At 71.6% G+C, this 15,582-nt stretch carries 10 protein-coding genes; 6 read left to right on the top strand and 4 right to left on the bottom strand.

Features of this window, described 5'->3' with window-relative positions:
- Nucleotides 1–27 precede the first annotated feature (27 nt).
- Nucleotides 28–435, bottom strand: coding sequence for a secondary thiamine-phosphate synthase enzyme YjbQ (locus FVE25_RS10695; RefSeq protein WP_157246245.1), 408 nt, complete (start codon nucleotides 433–435; stop codon nucleotides 28–30).
- A 9-nt stretch (nucleotides 436–444) separates the two neighbouring features.
- Nucleotides 445–627: a DUF1918 domain-containing protein gene (locus tag FVE25_RS10690; RefSeq protein ID WP_157246244.1), complete on the bottom strand. Its 183-nt coding sequence runs from the start codon at nucleotides 625–627 to the stop codon at nucleotides 445–447.
- 461 nt (nucleotides 628–1,088) lie between these two features.
- Between FVE25_RS10690 and aceE the strand changes: the two genes are divergently transcribed.
- Both aceE and FVE25_RS10680 read left to right on the top strand, forming a co-directional pair.
- Complete coding sequence (gene aceE / locus FVE25_RS10685) at nucleotides 1,089–3,836, top strand: pyruvate dehydrogenase (acetyl-transferring), homodimeric type (RefSeq protein WP_157246243.1); 2,748 nt, start codon at nucleotides 1,089–1,091, stop codon at nucleotides 3,834–3,836.
- 172 nt (nucleotides 3,837–4,008) lie between these two features.
- Nucleotides 4,009–5,529: an alpha/beta hydrolase gene (locus FVE25_RS10680; RefSeq protein WP_157246242.1), complete on the top strand. Its 1,521-nt coding sequence runs from the start codon at nucleotides 4,009–4,011 to the stop codon at nucleotides 5,527–5,529.
- On the opposite strand, the gene FVE25_RS10675 is transcribed toward FVE25_RS10680, so the two are convergent.
- Nucleotides 5,502–6,344 (bottom strand): CPBP family intramembrane glutamic endopeptidase, encoded by an 843-nt coding sequence (locus tag FVE25_RS10675; RefSeq protein ID WP_157246241.1) that lies wholly within the window; start codon nucleotides 6,342–6,344, stop codon nucleotides 5,502–5,504. The two genes, FVE25_RS10680 and FVE25_RS10675, sit on opposite strands and share 28 nt — an antisense overlap.
- Nucleotides 6,345–6,634: 290 nt before the next feature.
- Between FVE25_RS10675 and FVE25_RS10670 the strand changes: the two genes are divergently transcribed.
- A complete protein-coding gene (locus FVE25_RS10670) occupies nucleotides 6,635–10,399 on the top strand; it encodes a Pls/PosA family non-ribosomal peptide synthetase (RefSeq protein ID WP_157246240.1) in 3,765 nt (1,254 codons plus the stop codon).
- Entirely contained in the window at nucleotides 10,396–11,682 is a 1,287-nt protein-coding gene (locus FVE25_RS10665; RefSeq protein ID WP_157246239.1) for a M1 family metallopeptidase, read from the top strand. Before FVE25_RS10670 ends, FVE25_RS10665 begins: the two co-directional genes overlap by 4 nt.
- A gap of 102 nt (nucleotides 11,683–11,784) precedes the next feature.
- Here FVE25_RS10665 and FVE25_RS10660 read toward each other — a convergent pair whose 3' ends face one another.
- Entirely contained in the window at nucleotides 11,785–12,066 is a 282-nt protein-coding gene (locus FVE25_RS10660) for a metal-sensitive transcriptional regulator (protein ID WP_157246238.1), read from the bottom strand.
- Between the two features lie 118 nt (nucleotides 12,067–12,184).
- Here FVE25_RS10660 and FVE25_RS10655 point away from each other — a divergent pair, with 118 nt between their 5' ends.
- Both FVE25_RS10655 and FVE25_RS10650 read left to right on the top strand, forming a co-directional pair.
- Complete coding sequence (locus FVE25_RS10655) at nucleotides 12,185–13,573, top strand: MFS transporter (protein ID WP_157246237.1); 1,389 nt, start codon at nucleotides 12,185–12,187, stop codon at nucleotides 13,571–13,573.
- Nucleotides 13,574–13,687: 114 nt separating this feature from the next.
- A complete protein-coding gene (locus tag FVE25_RS10650; protein WP_246266897.1) occupies nucleotides 13,688–15,580 on the top strand; it encodes an ATP-binding protein in 1,893 nt (630 codons plus the stop codon).
- The last annotated feature ends 2 nt before the right edge of the window (nucleotides 15,581–15,582 follow it).

Below are 15,582 nucleotides of genomic sequence, written 5' to 3'. Positions count from 1 at the left end.
ACGGGTACGGCGACAGGACCGTCCGAATCAACCCGACAAAAACGACAGACGAACCCGGCGTTCACGGTTGTCGACGTTCAGGTCAACGATTGATATCGATTGCCAGGTGCCCAGCGCGAGCCGTCCCCCGAGGACGGGCACCGTCGCGTAGGGCGGAATCAGCGCGGGCATGACATGCGATCTGCCGTGGCCGCGCGTGCCGTGCGCGTGCCGCCAGCGGTCGTCGGCGGGCAGCAGGTCGGCCAGGGCGGACAGCAGGTCGTCGTCGCTGCCCGCGCCGAGCTCGATCAGCGCCACGCCGGCCGTGGCGTGCGGGACGAAGACGTGCAAGAGGCCGTCGCCGCCCTGCTCGCGCACGAACTCCGCGCACTGCGGGGTGATGTCGTGCACCGTCTCGCGCGACCCGGTGGTCAGCGAGATGATCTGGGATTCCACAGGGAAATCCTACTGAGGCACAACGACCGCATCAGGTCCGGGAAACACCAGCCCCTCGTGCCCGTCCTCGAATCGTACGATGTACGGTGGCCCGCCGTCGTTGCCGCGGACCTCGATGATCTCGCCTTGCCGGTCCTTTTGGCCAACGGTGTTGCCGTGCAGAAGGAGCCGGTCGCCTACCGTCGCGTTCATACCTCTCACATTGGTACGGCAGGCGCGCTTGGGAAAGAGGGGTATTGCCCACCCCGGAGGGACGAGCCTCAATCCTGACCCAAACGTTACCAATTTCATGATCAACCGCTTTTGATCTATTACCGGGGACCCGTCCATTCCCAGGTCGAACCCCGGTTTACGGCGAAGCCGCCGCCACCGCCCCTCGCCGCACCGGCGGGCGCCGATCGCGGAGCCGCGCCGCCGGGGTCCACCTCCCGCCATATCGGGAAATCTCGTAGGTTTTCTGGTCTTGTTAAATTGCTGGGCCGATGTAACCTAAGTGGCGATTCGTCCTACCATCGGTGGTCTAGGCCACCTCTCAGGGCCCTGCCAGCAGGGATGTCCTGGTTACTCGTCAGTAGAGATGCACTTTCTACGGCAAGCCTCCAGGATGGAAGACGACCCACGACCAGACATCAGACCTCGGAAGGCGAGACCCAGTGGCTTCCGGACGCCAGCGTTTCTCGATCATCAGCGACGGCCTACCCAGCCAGCTGCCTGATGTCGACCCCAGCGAGACCAACGAGTGGCTCGAGTCGCTCGACAACGTCGTGAAGACGGAGGGCCGCACGCGCGCCCGCTACCTGATGCTCCGCATGCTGGAAAGGGCCCGCGAACACCAGGTCGGCGTGCCGGGCCTGCGCAGCACCGACTACATCAACACCATCCCGCCGGAGCGCGAACCCTGGTTCCCCGGCGACGAGCACGTCGAGCGGCGCATCCGCGCGTACATCCGGTGGAACGCCGCGGTCATGGTCTCCCGCGCCAACGCGCGCACCAACGTGGGCGGTCACATCGCCACCTACGCCTCGGCCGCATCGCTGTACGAGGTCGGCTTCAACCACTTCTTCCGCGGCAAGGACCACGGCGAGTCCGGCGACCAGGTCTTCTTCCAGGGTCACGCCGCGCCCGGCATCTACGCCCGCGCCTTCCTGGAGGGCCGCCTCAACGAGGCCCAGCTCGACGCCTTCCGCCAGGAGCTGAGCCACGGCTTCCACGGCCTGCCCTCCTACCCGCACCCGCGCCTCATGCCGGACTTCTGGGAGTTCCCCACGGTCTCCATGGGCCTGGGCCCGATCAGCGCGATCTACCAGGCGCGGTTCAACCGCTACCTGCTCAACCGCCAGCTCAAGGACACCAGCCGCAGCCACGTGTGGGCCTTCCTCGGCGACGGCGAGATGGACGAGCCGGAGTCGCTGGGCGCGATCGGCCTGGCCGCCCGTGAGGAGCTCGACAACCTCACGTTCGTCATCAACTGCAACCTGCAGCGCCTCGACGGCCCGGTCCGCGGCAACGGCAAGATCATCCAGGAGCTGGAGTCGTACTTCCGCGGCGCCGGCTGGAACGTCATCAAGGTCGTCTGGGGCCGTGACTGGGACCCGCTGCTGGCCGCCGACGTCGACGGCGTGCTGGTCAACCAGATGAACACCACGCCCGACGGCCAGTTCCAGACCTACTCCGTCGAGTCCGGCGAGTACATCCGCGAGCACTTCTTCGCCGGCGACCCGCGCCTGCGCAAGATGGTCGAGCACCTCACCGACGACGACATCCGCAAGCTGTCGCGCGGCGGCCACGACTATCGCAAGGTCTACGCGGCCTTCAAGGCGGCCCGCGAGCACGTCGGCCAGCCGACGGTCATCCTGGCCCAGACCATCAAGGGCTGGACCCTGGGCAAGGACTTCGAGGCGCGCAACGCCACGCACCAGATGAAGAAGATGACCAAGGCCGAGCTCAAGGAGTTCCGCGACCGGCTCTACCTGCCGATTCCGGACTCGGCCCTGGAAGGCGACCTGCCGCCGTACTTCCACCCGGGTGAGAACGACCCGGAGATCGAGTACATGAAGGAGCGCCGCGCGGCGCTCGGCGGCGTGCTGCCCAAGCGCGTGGTCCGCGCCAAGGCGCTCAAGCTGCCCGGCGACGAGGTCTACACGCAGTTCTCCAAGGGCTCGGGCAAGCAGCAGGTGGCCACCACGATGGCCTTCGTCCGCCTGCTCAAGGACCTCATCCGGGACAAGGAGATCGGCAAGCGGTTCGTGCCGATCATCCCCGACGAGGCGCGCACGTTCGGCATGGACGCGATGTTCCCGAGCGCCAAGATCTACAACCCGCACGGCCAGACCTACGAGGCCGTCGACCGGGAACTGCTGCTGTCGTACAAGGAGTCCGAGCAGGGCCAGATCCTGCACGAGGGCATCAACGAGGCCGGTTCGATGGCCTCGGCCACGGCGGTCGGCACGTCGTACGCCACGCACGGCGAGCACATGATCCCGATCTACATCTTCTACTCGATGTTCGGCTGGCAGCGCACCGGCGACCAGATGTGGCAGATGGCCGACCAGATGACGCGCGGCTTCCTGCTGGGCGCCACGGCCGGCCGTACCACGCTGAACGGCGAGGGCCTGCAGCACGAGGACGGCCACACGCCGCTCATCGCCTCGACGAACCCCGCGGCCGTCTCCTACGACCCGAGCTGGGCCTACGAGACCGCCTACATCGTCAAGGACGGCCTGCGCCGCATGTACGGCGAGGAGCAGGAGAACATCTTCTACTACCTCACCGTCTACAACGAGCCGTACGTCCAGCCCGCCGAGCCGGCCGGGCTCGACGTCGAGGGGCTGCTCAAGGGCCTGTACAAGTTCGCCGAGGGGCCGCAGGTGCAGGGGCCCAAGGCCAACATCCTGGCCTCGGGCGTGGCCGGGCCGTGGGCCATGGAGGCCCAGCGCCTGCTGGCCGAGGAGTGGGGCGTGTCGGCCGACGTCTGGTCGGCCACCTCCTGGTCGGAGCTGCGCCGCGACGCGCTGGCCGCCGAGGAGCACAACCTGCTCAACCCCGACGCCGAGCAGCGCGCGCCGTACGTGACGCAGAAGCTGTCGGGCGCGCAGGGCCCGTTCGTGGGCGTCAGCGACTACATGAAGGCGGTGCCGGACCAGATCGCGCAGTGGGTGCCGGGCGACTGGAGCTCGCTGGGCACCGACGGGTTCGGCCTGTCCGACACGCGCTCGGCGCTGCGCCGCCACTTCCACGTGGACGCGGCCTCGATCACGCTGGCCGTGCTCACCCGGCTCGTCAAGCGCGGCGAGCTCGACGGTGAGGTGCTGCGCGAGGCGATCGCGCGCTACCACCTGAAGAACGGCGTCACCGAGGCCGGTGGCGCGGAGAGCAACGACGCCGAGTCCATGGGCGTCTGACACGCCGAGTTGGCGCTCCCGGGAAGTTTTTTCCCGGGAGCGCCGTCATATTCGGCCGGTGTCTTCGTGAGGAAGGATGAGGCGGCACGTTCAGGAGGGGTACGTGCCGCCTCGCCCTTGTCGCGTATTGTGGGCACTACCTCCCCCTGAGACTCGAGGGGAAGGTCTGTCTATGCGCCTCGTCCTGGCCGCCGCCGTCACGCTGACCGTGCTGTCCACGTCCTGTGCCGAGGCCACCCAGCAACGCGAGATATCCGCGCCTTCCGCGCCTTCCGGGGCGCCGTCGGCGACGGGGATCACCTGGGGCGCGTGCACGGACATCATGCGGCCCGGCGGCGCGCCGCCCGCCAAGGAGGACGCCAGTCAGCAGTGCGGCAAGCTGGCCGTACCGCTCGACTACGGCAAACCGGACGGCGGGACGATCGACCTGGCGCTCATCCGCGTCCCGGCGACCGACAAGGCCAAACGCATCGGCTCGCTCGTCTTCAACTTCGGCGGGCCCGGCGGCTCGGGCGTCGACGGGCTGGCCCAGGCGGCCAAGTCGTTCGGCACCCTCAACACCCGCTACGACCTGGTCAGCTTCGACCCCAGGGGCGTGGAGCGCAGCTCCGGGGTGCGCTGCGGCGACGGCAAGGAGATGGACGAGTTCACCTCGCTGAACACGCTGCCCGCCAACGAGCGGACCAGCATCGCCCTCGACGAGGCCAACAAGAAGTTCGCGAAGCTGTGCGAGCAGGACTCCGGCAAGGTCCTGCCCTACATCGGCACCGTCAGCGCCGCCCGCGACATGGACCGCATCCGCGCGGCGGTGGGTGACGCGAAGCTCAACTACCTCGGCATGTCGTACGGCACGCATCTCGGCGCCATGTACGCCACCGAGTTCCCCGGCAACGTGGGCCGGATGCTCCTGGACGCGCCGCTGGACCCGACCGTCACCTTCGAGCAGCGCACCCTGGTCCAGACGGCCGGCTTCCAGAAGGCGTACGAGAGCTTCCTGAAGGCGTGCATGCAGGAGGGCTGCGCGCTGGGCGCGAACGTCGAGGCGGCGAACAAGAACGTGGACAAGCTCATGGACCGCCTGGTCGTCAAGCCGCTGAAGGTCGGCAACCGCGATCTCACGCAGGGCCTGGCCTCGACCGGCGTCGCCGCGGCGCTGTACTCGGCGCTGAGCTGGCCGTTCCTGGAGTCCGCCCTGGACCAGGCGATGAGGGAGGGCGAGGGCGCGGCGCTGATGTACCTGGCCGACTCCTACACCGGGCGCTCGCCCGACGGCAAGTACACCACCCAGATGACCAGCTTCCCGGCGATCACCTGCGTGGACACGGCCGAGCGGCCCGACGCGGCGACGCTGAAGAAGACCGAGGAGGCGGCGCTGAAGATCTCGCCGATGTTCGGCAGCGCCGGAGCCGGGTCGTTGTGCTCGGTCTGGCCGGTGCCGGGCAGTGACGAGGCCAGGCACGTGGACGCCACCGGGTCGGCCCCGATCGTGGTGGTGGGGGGCAAGGGCGACCCGGCCACGCCGTACGAGTGGGCGCCGAAGCTGACCGAGCAGCTCAAGACCGCCACGCTCGTGACGTACGAGGGGGAGGGGCACGGCGCCTACCTGTCCGGCAGCAAGTGCGTGAAGGGCATCGTGGACGCGTACCTGCTGGACGGGAAGGTGCCTCAGGCGGGCGCGACCTGCGCGGGCTGAGCGGGGGCGCCCAGGCGGCCTCTGGTGGCGATCACGATGAGGACGGCCAGCGCGCCGGCGCCCAGGACCGGTCCCCAGTTCCACTGGTGGTCCATGCCGGGGAACATCTCGGGCGCCAGCACCGACGAGAGGTTGTTGAACGTCCCGTGCAGCAGCATGATCAGCGGCAGGCTCTGCCGGGCCCGGTTGAACACCCAGGTGAAGATGATGCTCAGCACGACGGCCAGGACGGTGAACAGCACCAGGGACAGGGGCGTCACCGGCCCGGCCCATGCGGTCAGGAACAGCGGCAGGTGCCAGCCCGCCCACAGCACGCCCAGGATGAGGGTGCCGCCCAGGGGGCCGTGGCGCTCCTGGATCCGGGGGAGGGCGAAGTCGCGCCAGCCGGGTTCCTCGGCCAGGCCCGTGGTGAGGAACTGCAGCACGAGCATGACGGCGTAGGTGACCCACACGCCCGGGGGCGGGAGCACCATCCGCGCCCCCGGGAGCACCAGCGTGCCGAGCAGGCACACGGCGGGGAAGCCGACCAGCGCGAAGAGGTACCAGCGCCCGCCGACCCGCCAGGTGAGCAGGCGCCGCCGCCAGGCCCGCAGCCCGGGGCGGCCCTCGGTCACGGCCGTCACCAGGAAGGCGGCGGTCAGGGGACCCAGGTAGGCGCCCGGCAGGACGCCGGTGAGCTGGCCGTCACCGAGTAAGTACGGCACGCGGTAGGCGAACACGCCGATGCCGTCGGCCGACAGGAGGTACGGGAGCCAGGCGATCCAGCTGATCGCGTAGGCCAGCCCGAAGTAGGCGAGAAGCGGATGACGTCGCATGATTCGACGCTAGGAACCCCCGGAGCCCTCCTCCTCGGCCCCAAGAGGGAACCTCACGCCGTCCCGGCTGCGGAGGCGGCGCATCTTTCGATTCCCGGCAAGTGTTTGACCTGCGCAGATTCAAAAAGCCCAGCAGATTGGGAAATATCCGAGATATCTGGGATCGTTGAAGGCTCGGCGGCGGGAGGAGCGCCGCCACGGGCTGCGACCCGCCACAAGAGCGCGTGAGGTCATGATCCGGGGCCCGCCATCGTCGACGCATGAGGTGAGCCTTGGTAGTCCATTCCGTGATGCCGCAGGATGCCGTCTTCCTGTCCGAGAGCGCCGCTCCGCCGGCCCGGACGCTGATCGACCTCCTCCACGAGAGCGCGAGATCCCATCCCGGCGCGGCCGCGATCGACGACGGCACGACCGTCCTCGACTACGCCCGGCTGACCAAGGAGGTCGCCCACCTGGCCGCCCGGCTCGGCGACCTGGGGGTCGGCCCCGGCGAGCGCGTCGGGGTGCGCGCCCCGTCGGGCGGCGCCGACCTGTACGTCGCGATCCTGGCGGTCCTGGCCGCGGGCGCCGCGTACGTCCCGGTGGACGCCGACGACCCCGACGAGCGGGCCGAGCTGGTCTTCGGCGAGGCGGACGCGTCCGTGGTCATCGGCGCGGAGCACGCCCTCACGGTACGGCGGGCCCCCGCGTCCGCGGCCCGGCCACCGCGGCCCGAGGACGACGCCTGGATCATCTTCACCTCCGGCTCCACCGGCAAGCCCAAGGGCGTGGCGGTCAGCCACCGCAGCGCCGCCGCCTTCGTGGACGCCGAGGCCGGGCTGTTCCTGCAGGACAGCCCGATCGGGCCCGGCGACCGGGTGCTGGCCGGGTTGTCGGTGGCCTTCGACGCCTCCTGCGAGGAGATGTGGCTGGCCTGGGCCAACGGCGCCTGTCTGGTCCCGGCGCCGCGGGCGCTGGTGCGCACCGGCATGGACCTGGGGCCCTGGCTGGCCGAGCGCGAGATCACGGTCGTCTCCACGGTGCCCACGCTGGCCGCGCTCTGGCCGGTCGAGACGCTCGACGGCGTGCGGCTGCTGATCTTCGGCGGCGAGGCGTGCCCGCCCGAGCTGGCCGATCGGCTGAGCACCCCGGGCCGGGAGGTCTGGAACACCTACGGCCCCACCGAGGCGACCGTCGTGGCCTGCGCGGCGCCGCTGGTCAAGGGGGAGCCGGTGCGGATCGGGCTGCCGCTGCGCGGCTGGGACCTGGCCGTCGTCGGGCAGGACGGCCGCCCGGTCGCCATGGGCGAGACGGGCGAGCTGGTCATCGGGGGCGTGGGCCTGGCCCGGTACCTCGACGAGAACAAGGACCGGGAGAAGTACGCGCCGCTGGAGTCGCTGGGCTGGGAGCGCGCCTACCGCAGCGGTGACCTGGTGGTCGCCGAGCCGGCCGGGCTGCTGTTCGCCGGCCGCGCCGACGAGCAGGTCAAGCTGGGCGGCCGGCGCATCGAACTGGGCGAGGTGGACGCCGCGCTGCAGGCGCTGCCGGGCGTGACCGGCGCCGCCGCCGCGGTCAAGATCACCGCCTCCGGGCACCAGGTGCTGGTCGGCTACCTCGTGGGCGACGACCTCGACACGGGGCAGGCGCGGGAGCTGCTGCAGGAGACGCTGCCCGCCGCGCTGGTCCCGCGGCTGGCGATCGTGGCCGACCTGCCCACCCGGACCTCCGGGAAGATCGACCGCAACGCGCTGCCCTGGCCGCTGGAGCAGGAGGACGACGAGGAGGCCGGGGAGCTCGACGGCGTCCAGGCGTGGCTGGCCGAGCGCTGGCAGGACGTGCTGGGTGAGCGGGTGAGCGGGCCCGACGCGGACTTCTTCACCGCGGGCGGCGGCAGCCTCGCCGCGGCCAGGCTGGTCTCGATGCTGCGTGAGCGCTATCCGGCCGCGGCGGTGGCCGACCTGTACGAACACCCGACGCTGGCCGCGCTGGCCGACCGGCTCGAGGCGCAGAAGGCGCCCCGGCAGAAGGCTGCGGCGCGGACGGTCGTGCCCATGCCGCGCCGGGCGGCGCTGGCGCAGGCCGCGCTCATGCTGCCGCTGCTGAGCGTGCGCGCGCTGCCGTGGGTGGTGGGTGCGCTGGCGATCGGCAACCTGACGGGCGCGCTCGCGCTGTCGTGGTGGTGGGTGGCGGCGGGCGCGCTGCTGTTCCTGACGCCGTTCGGGCGCCTGGCGCTGGCCGCCGGCACGGCCCGGCTCGTCCTGCGGAAGGTACGGCCCGGCGTTCACCGGCGGGGCGGCGGCACGCATCTGAGGGTGTGGTTCGCCGAGCAGATCGCGGCCGGTCTGGGCGTGGGCGGGCTGGCGTCGGCCCCCTGGATCACCTACTACGCGCGGGCGCTGGGCGCGCAGGTGGGCGAGGACGCCGACCTGCACACGCTGCCGCCGATCACCGGCATGCTCAAGCTCGGCAAAGCCTCCGCGATCGAGCCAGAAGTTGATTTGTCGGGATACTGGGTGGATGGTGATCTCTTCCGGCTGGGCGAGATCAAGATCGGCGCGGGCGCCACGGTCGGCGCCCGGTCGATCGTGCTGCCGGGCACCAGGATCGGGAAGAACGCGCAGATCGCTCCGGGTTCCTCCGTGAGCGGCGTGGTCCCGGCCGGGCAGCGCTGGGCCGGCGCGCCGGCCGTCAGGAAGGGCAAGACGACCCCCGGGGCCCGGCCGCCCAGGTACCGCCGCTGGAGCGTCGTCTACGGCGTGTCGGCGATGGCCTTCAGCCTCATCCCGCTGGCCGCCGCGCTGCCGGGCTACCTCGTCCTGGAGCCCGCGGGCATCGTCGCCGCCACCGTCGTCTCCATGGTCTCCCTGGCGCTGCTGCTGCTCATGGTCGTCCGCCTGCTGTCGATCGGCCTGCGCTCCGGCAGCCACCCGGTGCACAGCCGCATCGCCTGGCAGGCGTGGGCGACCGAGCGCCTCATGGCCATGGCCAGGGTCTGGCTGTTCCCGATGTACGCCAGCGCGCTCACGCCGCTGTGGCTGCGCGCGCTCGGCATGAAGGTCGGCCGCGACGCCGAGCTGTCCACGGTGCTGGCGCTGCCCTCGATGACCGAGGTGGGCGACGGCGCCTTCCTCGCCGACGACACCAAGGTCGCCCCCTACGAACTGTCCGGCGGCTGGATGCGCCTCGACCGGGTGCGCATCGGCAAGCGCGCCTTCGTCGGCAACTCCGGCATGACCGCACCGGGCCGCAAGGTCCCCAAGGACGGCCTGGTCGGCGTGTTGTCCGCGGCGCCCAAGAAGGCCAAGGCGGGCTCGTCCTACCTGGGCATGCCGCCGGTCAAGCTCCGCCGTACCGCCCAGAGCGGGGACGCCAGCCGTACCTATGACCCGCCGCTGCGCTTCAAGGTGGCCCGCGCGCTCGTCGAGGCCCTGCGCCTGATCCCGGCCGTCGCCACGGCCGGGCTGGCGGTGCTCGTGGTCATGGCGCTGATCACCATCGCGCGCGACGCCCACCCGGTCGCCGCCGTGCTGCTCGGCGGCGTCGTGCTGGCCCTCGCCGGATTCACCGCCGCCGCGGTCGCCGTCGCCGCCAAGTGGCTGCTCATGGGCCGCATCCGGCCCGGTGACCGGCCGCTGTGGAGCGCGTTCGTCTGGCGCAACGAGCTGGCCGACAACTTCATCGAGGTGCTGGCCGCCCCCTGGTTCGCCACCCCCTGGCTCGGTACGGCGGCGCTGAACGCCTGGCTGCGTGCCCTGGGCGCCAAGGTCGGGCGCGGCGTCTGGTGCGAGACGTATTGGCTGCCGGAAATCGACCTGGTCACCCTCGGCGACGGCAGTTCGGTCAACCGCGGCTGCGTGCTTCAGACCCACCTGTTCCACGATCGGGTCATGAGCATCGATACTGTCGAACTGGCTGAGGGTTCCACACTCGGCCCGCACGGTGTGGTGCTGCCCGCGGCCTCGGTCGGGAGCAACACCACGATCGGCCCCGCCTCGCTGGTGATGCGCGGCGAGGCGCTGCCCGCGCGGACCCGGTGGTACGGCAACCCGGTCGCCGCGTGGCATCAGGCAGCGTGATCGACGGGAGAGCGGTGCGGTACTTCCCCGACCGGGGCGATGAAGGTTACTCCGTAAGGCACTACGATCTGGCTCTGGACTACCGTCCCGAGCCGAACCGGCTGGCGGGCGTGGCGACGCTGTCCGCGGTCGCCAACGAGCCGCTCGACCAGGTACGCCTGGACCTGGGGACGCCGATGCGCGTGGCCCAGGTGCTGGTCGGCGGGCGCCGGACCAAGTTCACCCACCGGGCGGGCAAGCTGCGCGTGAACCCCGGGCGCTGGCTGCCCGAGGGCGGCGCGTTCACCGTCGAGGTGAGGTACTCCGGCAACCCCCGGCCCGTGCCCAGCCCGTGGGGGCCGCTCGGCTGGGAGCAACTGGAGGACGGCGCGCTGGTGGCCAGCCAGCCGACCGGCGCCTCCTCCTGGTTCCCGTGCAACGACCGGCCCTCGGACAAGGCGACCTACCAGATCGCGATCACGACGGCCGCGCCGTACACGGTGGTGTGCAACGGGCGGCTGGCCTCGATGCGGCGGGCCGGATCGCGCACCACGTGGGTCTACCGCGAGAGCGCGCCGATGGCGTCCTATCTGGCGACCGTGCAGATCGGCCGCTACCAGGTCGGCGAGCTGCCCGGGCAGGTGCCGCAGCGGCTGGCCGCCCCGGCTGCCGGGATGGCCAGGGCGCGGCAGGCGCTGGCCCGGCAGGACCGGATGATGCGGGTCTTCGGTGAATGGTTCGGCCCCTACCCGTTCGACGAGTACGCGGTAGTGGTGACCGAGGACGACCTGGAGATCCCGGTCGAGGCGCAGAGCATGTCGATCTTCGGGCCGAACCAGCTCGCCGAGGAACGCCTGGTGGCGCACGAGCTGGCGCACCAGTGGTTCGGCAACAGCCTCACGCTGGCCTACTGGCGTGACATCTGGCTGCACGAGGGCTTCGCCTGCTACGCCGAATGGCTCTGGTCGGAGGCGTCGGGCGGCGAGCCGGCGGCCGCGCACGCGCGCCGCTGGCACGCCAGGCTGGCCGCCCGCCCGGCCGACTTCGTGCTGGCGGATCCGGGGCCGAAACGCCTGTTCGACGACCGGGTCTACAAGCGCGGCGCGCTCACCCTGCACGCGCTGCGCGAGCGGCTCGGCGAGCCCGCCTTCCGCGCGGTGCTGCACGAGTGGGCCGACGGCTACCGCCACGGCACCGTCACCACCGGCCGCTTCACCGAACTGGCCGCCCGCTACGCCGCCGGGTCGCTGGACGCCTTCTTCATGGCCTGGCTCTACTCGGAACGGCTGCCGCCGCTCTCCTAGCCGAGCAGCGGCATCATGCCGCTCAGTGGACCATCCACACGCCCGGGTCGCCGGGCCGGCCGGACCCGCTCGCGCTGCCGGATCGGGGTGATGTCGCGGGGGTCAGGATCGCACCAGGCGGGCGATGGCGTCGGCCGCCTCCTTCACCTTGAGCTGCGCCTCCTCGCCGCCCTTCTGGGTGGCCTCGGCGACGCAGTGCGCCATGTGCTCCTCCAGGAGCGACAGGGCGAACGACTGCAGCGCGCTCGTGGCCGCCGACACCTGGGTGAGGATGTCGATGCAGTACTTGTCGTCCTCGACCATGCGCTGCAGGCCCCTGGCCTGTCCCTCGATCCGGCGCAGGCGGCGCAGGTGCTCCTGCTTGTTGTCGGTGTAACCGTTCACGTGATCCCCGTCCTCTCCATCTGTCCTGGAGCAACACCATACCCCCCTACCGTATTCCACGGGATACTTTCATGCGCTAACTTGAACATCAGTGTTCGACTTATGGAGGTGACCGTTCATGGGACGCTGGCGCGTCTTGGGACTGCTCGGACTGGCCCAGTTCATGCTGATCGTGGACATCACGGTGGTGCAGGTGGCGCTGCCGGACATCGGAACGGACCTGGGGCTCGGCCGGGAGGCGCTGACCTGGGTGGTGACGGCCTACACGCTGCTGTTCGGCGGCCTGATGGTGCTCGGCGGGCGGCTGGCCGACCTGTTCGGGGCGCGGCGGACCCTGCTGGCCGGGCTGGGGGTGTTCACGCCGGCCTCGCTGCTGTGCGGGCTGGCATGGGACGGCGCCGCGCTGATCGCCGGGCGCGGGCTGCAGGGGATCGGGGCGGCGCTGATGTCACCGTCCGCGCTGGCCGTGATCAGCGCTGCGTATCACGGGCAGGATCGCAACCGGGCGCTCGGGATCTGGGGCGCCATCGGCGGCTCCGGCGCCGCGGTCGGCGTGCTGGCCGGCGGGTTGCTGACCGCGGGACCCGGATGGAGCTGGGTGTTCTTCGTCAACGTGCCGATCGGGCTGGCCGTGCTGCTGGCGCTGCCCCGGCTCGTCGGGCCGGGCGCGGCCAGGGGCCGGGGCGGCGTGGACGTGCCGGGGGCGGCCCTGGTCACGCTGGCCACGGGGCTGCTGGTGTTCGGGCTGGTCACGGCGGGGGAGTCGGGCTGGGGCGGATTCGGCACGCTCGTGGCGCTCGGCGGGGCGGCCCTGGCGTATGCGGCGTTCGCGCTGGTCCAGCGGAGCGTGCGCGCGCCGCTGATGCGGGCGAGCACGATGGCCAGGCGGCCGGTCGTCTCCGGCACCTTCCTCATGCTCGTCGCGACCGGGCTGCTGCTCGGCCTCTTCTTCCTCGGCTCGCTCTACCTGCAGCGGGTGCTCGGCTACGACGCGCTGGTCACCGGGCTGCTGTTCCTGCCGGTGGCCGTCGCGATCACCGTGGGCGCGCAGCTGGGCGGGCATCTCGTCGGGCGGATCGGCGGGCGGCCGGTCGCGGTGGGGGCGTTCCTGCTCACCGCCGCCGGCGCGGCGCTCATGACCCGGATCTCGCCGGAGGCGAGCGTGTGGACCACGTTGCTGCCCGGCTTCACGCTGGCCGCCTTCGGGATCGGGCCGGCGTTCGTCACCGCGACCACCACCACGATGGCCAACGTCCCGTCCGCGGAGGCGGGGGTGGCCTCGGGGGTGCTCAACACCTTCCACGAGCTGGGCGGCTCGATCGGGGTGGCGGTGGTCTCCACGCTGGCCGCGGCGAGCCTGGCGCCGGGGGCGGCGGACGTCTCCGGGTTCACCCGGGCGCTGCTGCTATGCGCGATAGTAGCCCTGGTCGCGGCCGGGGTGTCGGCCGCCCTGGTGCCCGCCGGGAAGCCCTCCGGTGTGGCCGTGGGACACGGGCACGGACACTGATCGCGGTCGCGGCATTCTCCGTTATTCCCTCGATCTAGACGGAAGTTCTATTTTATAGTGTGATTTTCAACCGGTTGGGGGCCCCGTCATCACGTGAACCGAGAGGGTTGAACTGTGAGCACGGTGCAAGAACGGGGGATCCGCGGCTCCGCAGAGGTCTCCCTCCTCGCGGGCGAGCACGCCCTGCACCACGAGGGGGATCTGCAGACCGCACGCGGCCACTTCGAGGCCGCCTACCACCAGGCCGAGCGTGCCGGAGACGGGCCGGCGCTGGCCAGAGCGGCACTCGGCCTGGGCGGAGTCTGGGTGCACGAACACCGCACCGCGGCCGAGGCGCACAGCATCCGGTGCCGCCAGCGGCTCGGGCTGTCCATGATCGATCCGCGCTCGCCGCTGGCGCTGCGGCTGCGCGCGCGGCTCAGCGGGGAGGAGGACTACCGCACCGGCCGGCACGCCACCATCCTGGGCATGCTCACGCAGGCCCGGCACTCAGGCGACCCGGTCGTGCAGGCCGAGACGCTCAGCCTGGCCCACCACTGCGTCCTCGGGCCGGAGCATGGCAGGCTCCGGCGCGAGCTGGCGGAGGACCTCATCGGCCAGGCGGGCCGGACCGGGCGGCGCGGCGACCTGATGATGGGCCTGATGTGGCGCACGGTCGACATGTTCCTGGCCGGGCACCCGCACGCCGAGCGCTCCCTCGACGAGCTGCGCGCCCTGCTGGACGAGGCCGACCACCTGGCCGTCGGCTTCATCGTCAGCGCCGTCGACGTCATGCTCGCCATCCGGGCCGGCCGGTTCGCCCACGCCGAGCACCTGGCCGCCGTCAGCGGCGAACGCGGCGCCCGGGCCGGCGACGTCGACGCCTTCGGCTGGCCCAGCGGCCAGGTGACGATCATCCGCTGGTACCAGGGCCGCCTGCCCGAGCTGCTGCCCGGCCTGGCCGAGCTGGTCAACTCGCCCGTGCTCGGGGTCCTGGACTACTCCTACCTCGCCGCCACCGCCACGGCCGCCGCGGCGGCGGGCGAGCGCCGCCTGGCGCTCAACATGCTCGCCCGCCTGCGGGGCCAGGACCTGTCCGCCCTGCCCAGCTCCAGCGTCTGGCTCACCACCCTGTACGGCGTCGCCGAAGCCGCCCACCTGCTCGGCGACACCGACCTGTCGGCCGGGGCCTACACGCTGCTGCGCCCCTACGCGCACCTGCCGGTGATCACCAGTCTGGGCGTGGCGTGCCTGGGCTCGGCCCACCACCCGCTCGGCGTCGCCAGCCTGACCACCGGCGATCTCGACCGGGCCATCACGCACTTCCGGGAGGCGGTCCGCGCCAACCTCGCGCTCGGCCACTGGCCCGCGGTCGCGCTCTCGCGCTGGCGGCTGGGCCAGGCGCTCGCCCTGCATGGCGAACCGGCCGACCGGGAGCTGGAGCTGGCCGCGCAGGAAGCCGCCGAACTGGGCATGGAACTGCCCGCCCCGGCAGGCGGGGCGGCCCGCCGTACCGGGAAGGTGGGGTGCGCGCGGCACGGGCAGCGGTGGCGGCTCACCTTCGGCACGCGCAGCGTGCTCGTGGACCACAGCGTCGGCATGGGGCACCTGGCCACGCTGCTGGACAATCCCGGGCGCGAGGTGCGGGCCGGTGACCTGGTGGCCGGGCCGGTCGCGGCCGAGCCCGGCGCGGCCCAGCCGGTGCTGGACGAGGAGGCCAAGCGGGCCTACCAGCAGCGGCTGACCCAGTTGCGGGACGACATCGACGAGCTGGAGTCCCTCAACGACCTCGAGCGCGCCACGACGCTGCGGGCCGAGCACGACTGGCTGGTCACCGAGCTCGCGGCGGCGGCCGGGCTGGCCGGGCGCACCCGCGCGTTCACCGGGCCGGAGGAGCGGGCCAGGATCTCGGTGGGAAAGGCGATCCGGCGCGCGATCGCCCGCATCACCGCGGCGGACCCGGTCATCGGCGCCGAACTGCGTGCCACCGTGCAGACCGGGCAACGGTGCGTCTACCGGCCCAGGTGAGC

The sequence above is a fragment of the Nonomuraea typhae genome (genome assembly GCF_009760925.1).
Lineage (GTDB): Bacteria > Actinomycetota > Actinomycetes > Streptosporangiales > Streptosporangiaceae > Nonomuraea > Nonomuraea typhae.
This window is presented reverse-complemented; position numbering and strand designations above follow the sequence as displayed.

Excerpts from the sequence above, each read along its gene's own strand:
- FVE25_RS10680 (WP_157246242.1), top strand. The coding sequence starts at position 4,009 with ATGCGCCTCGTCCTGGCCGCCGCCGTCACGCTGACCGTGCTGTCCACG.
- FVE25_RS10690 (WP_157246244.1), bottom strand. The coding sequence starts at position 627 with ATGAACGCGACGGTAGGCGACCGGCTCCTTCTGCACGGCAACACCGTT.
- FVE25_RS10670 (WP_157246240.1), top strand. The coding sequence starts at position 6,635 with ATGCCGCAGGATGCCGTCTTCCTGTCCGAGAGCGCCGCTCCGCCGGCC.
- FVE25_RS10675 (WP_157246241.1), bottom strand. The coding sequence starts at position 6,344 with ATGCGACGTCATCCGCTTCTCGCCTACTTCGGGCTGGCCTACGCGATC.
- FVE25_RS10655 (WP_157246237.1), top strand. The coding sequence starts at position 12,185 with ATGGGACGCTGGCGCGTCTTGGGACTGCTCGGACTGGCCCAGTTCATG.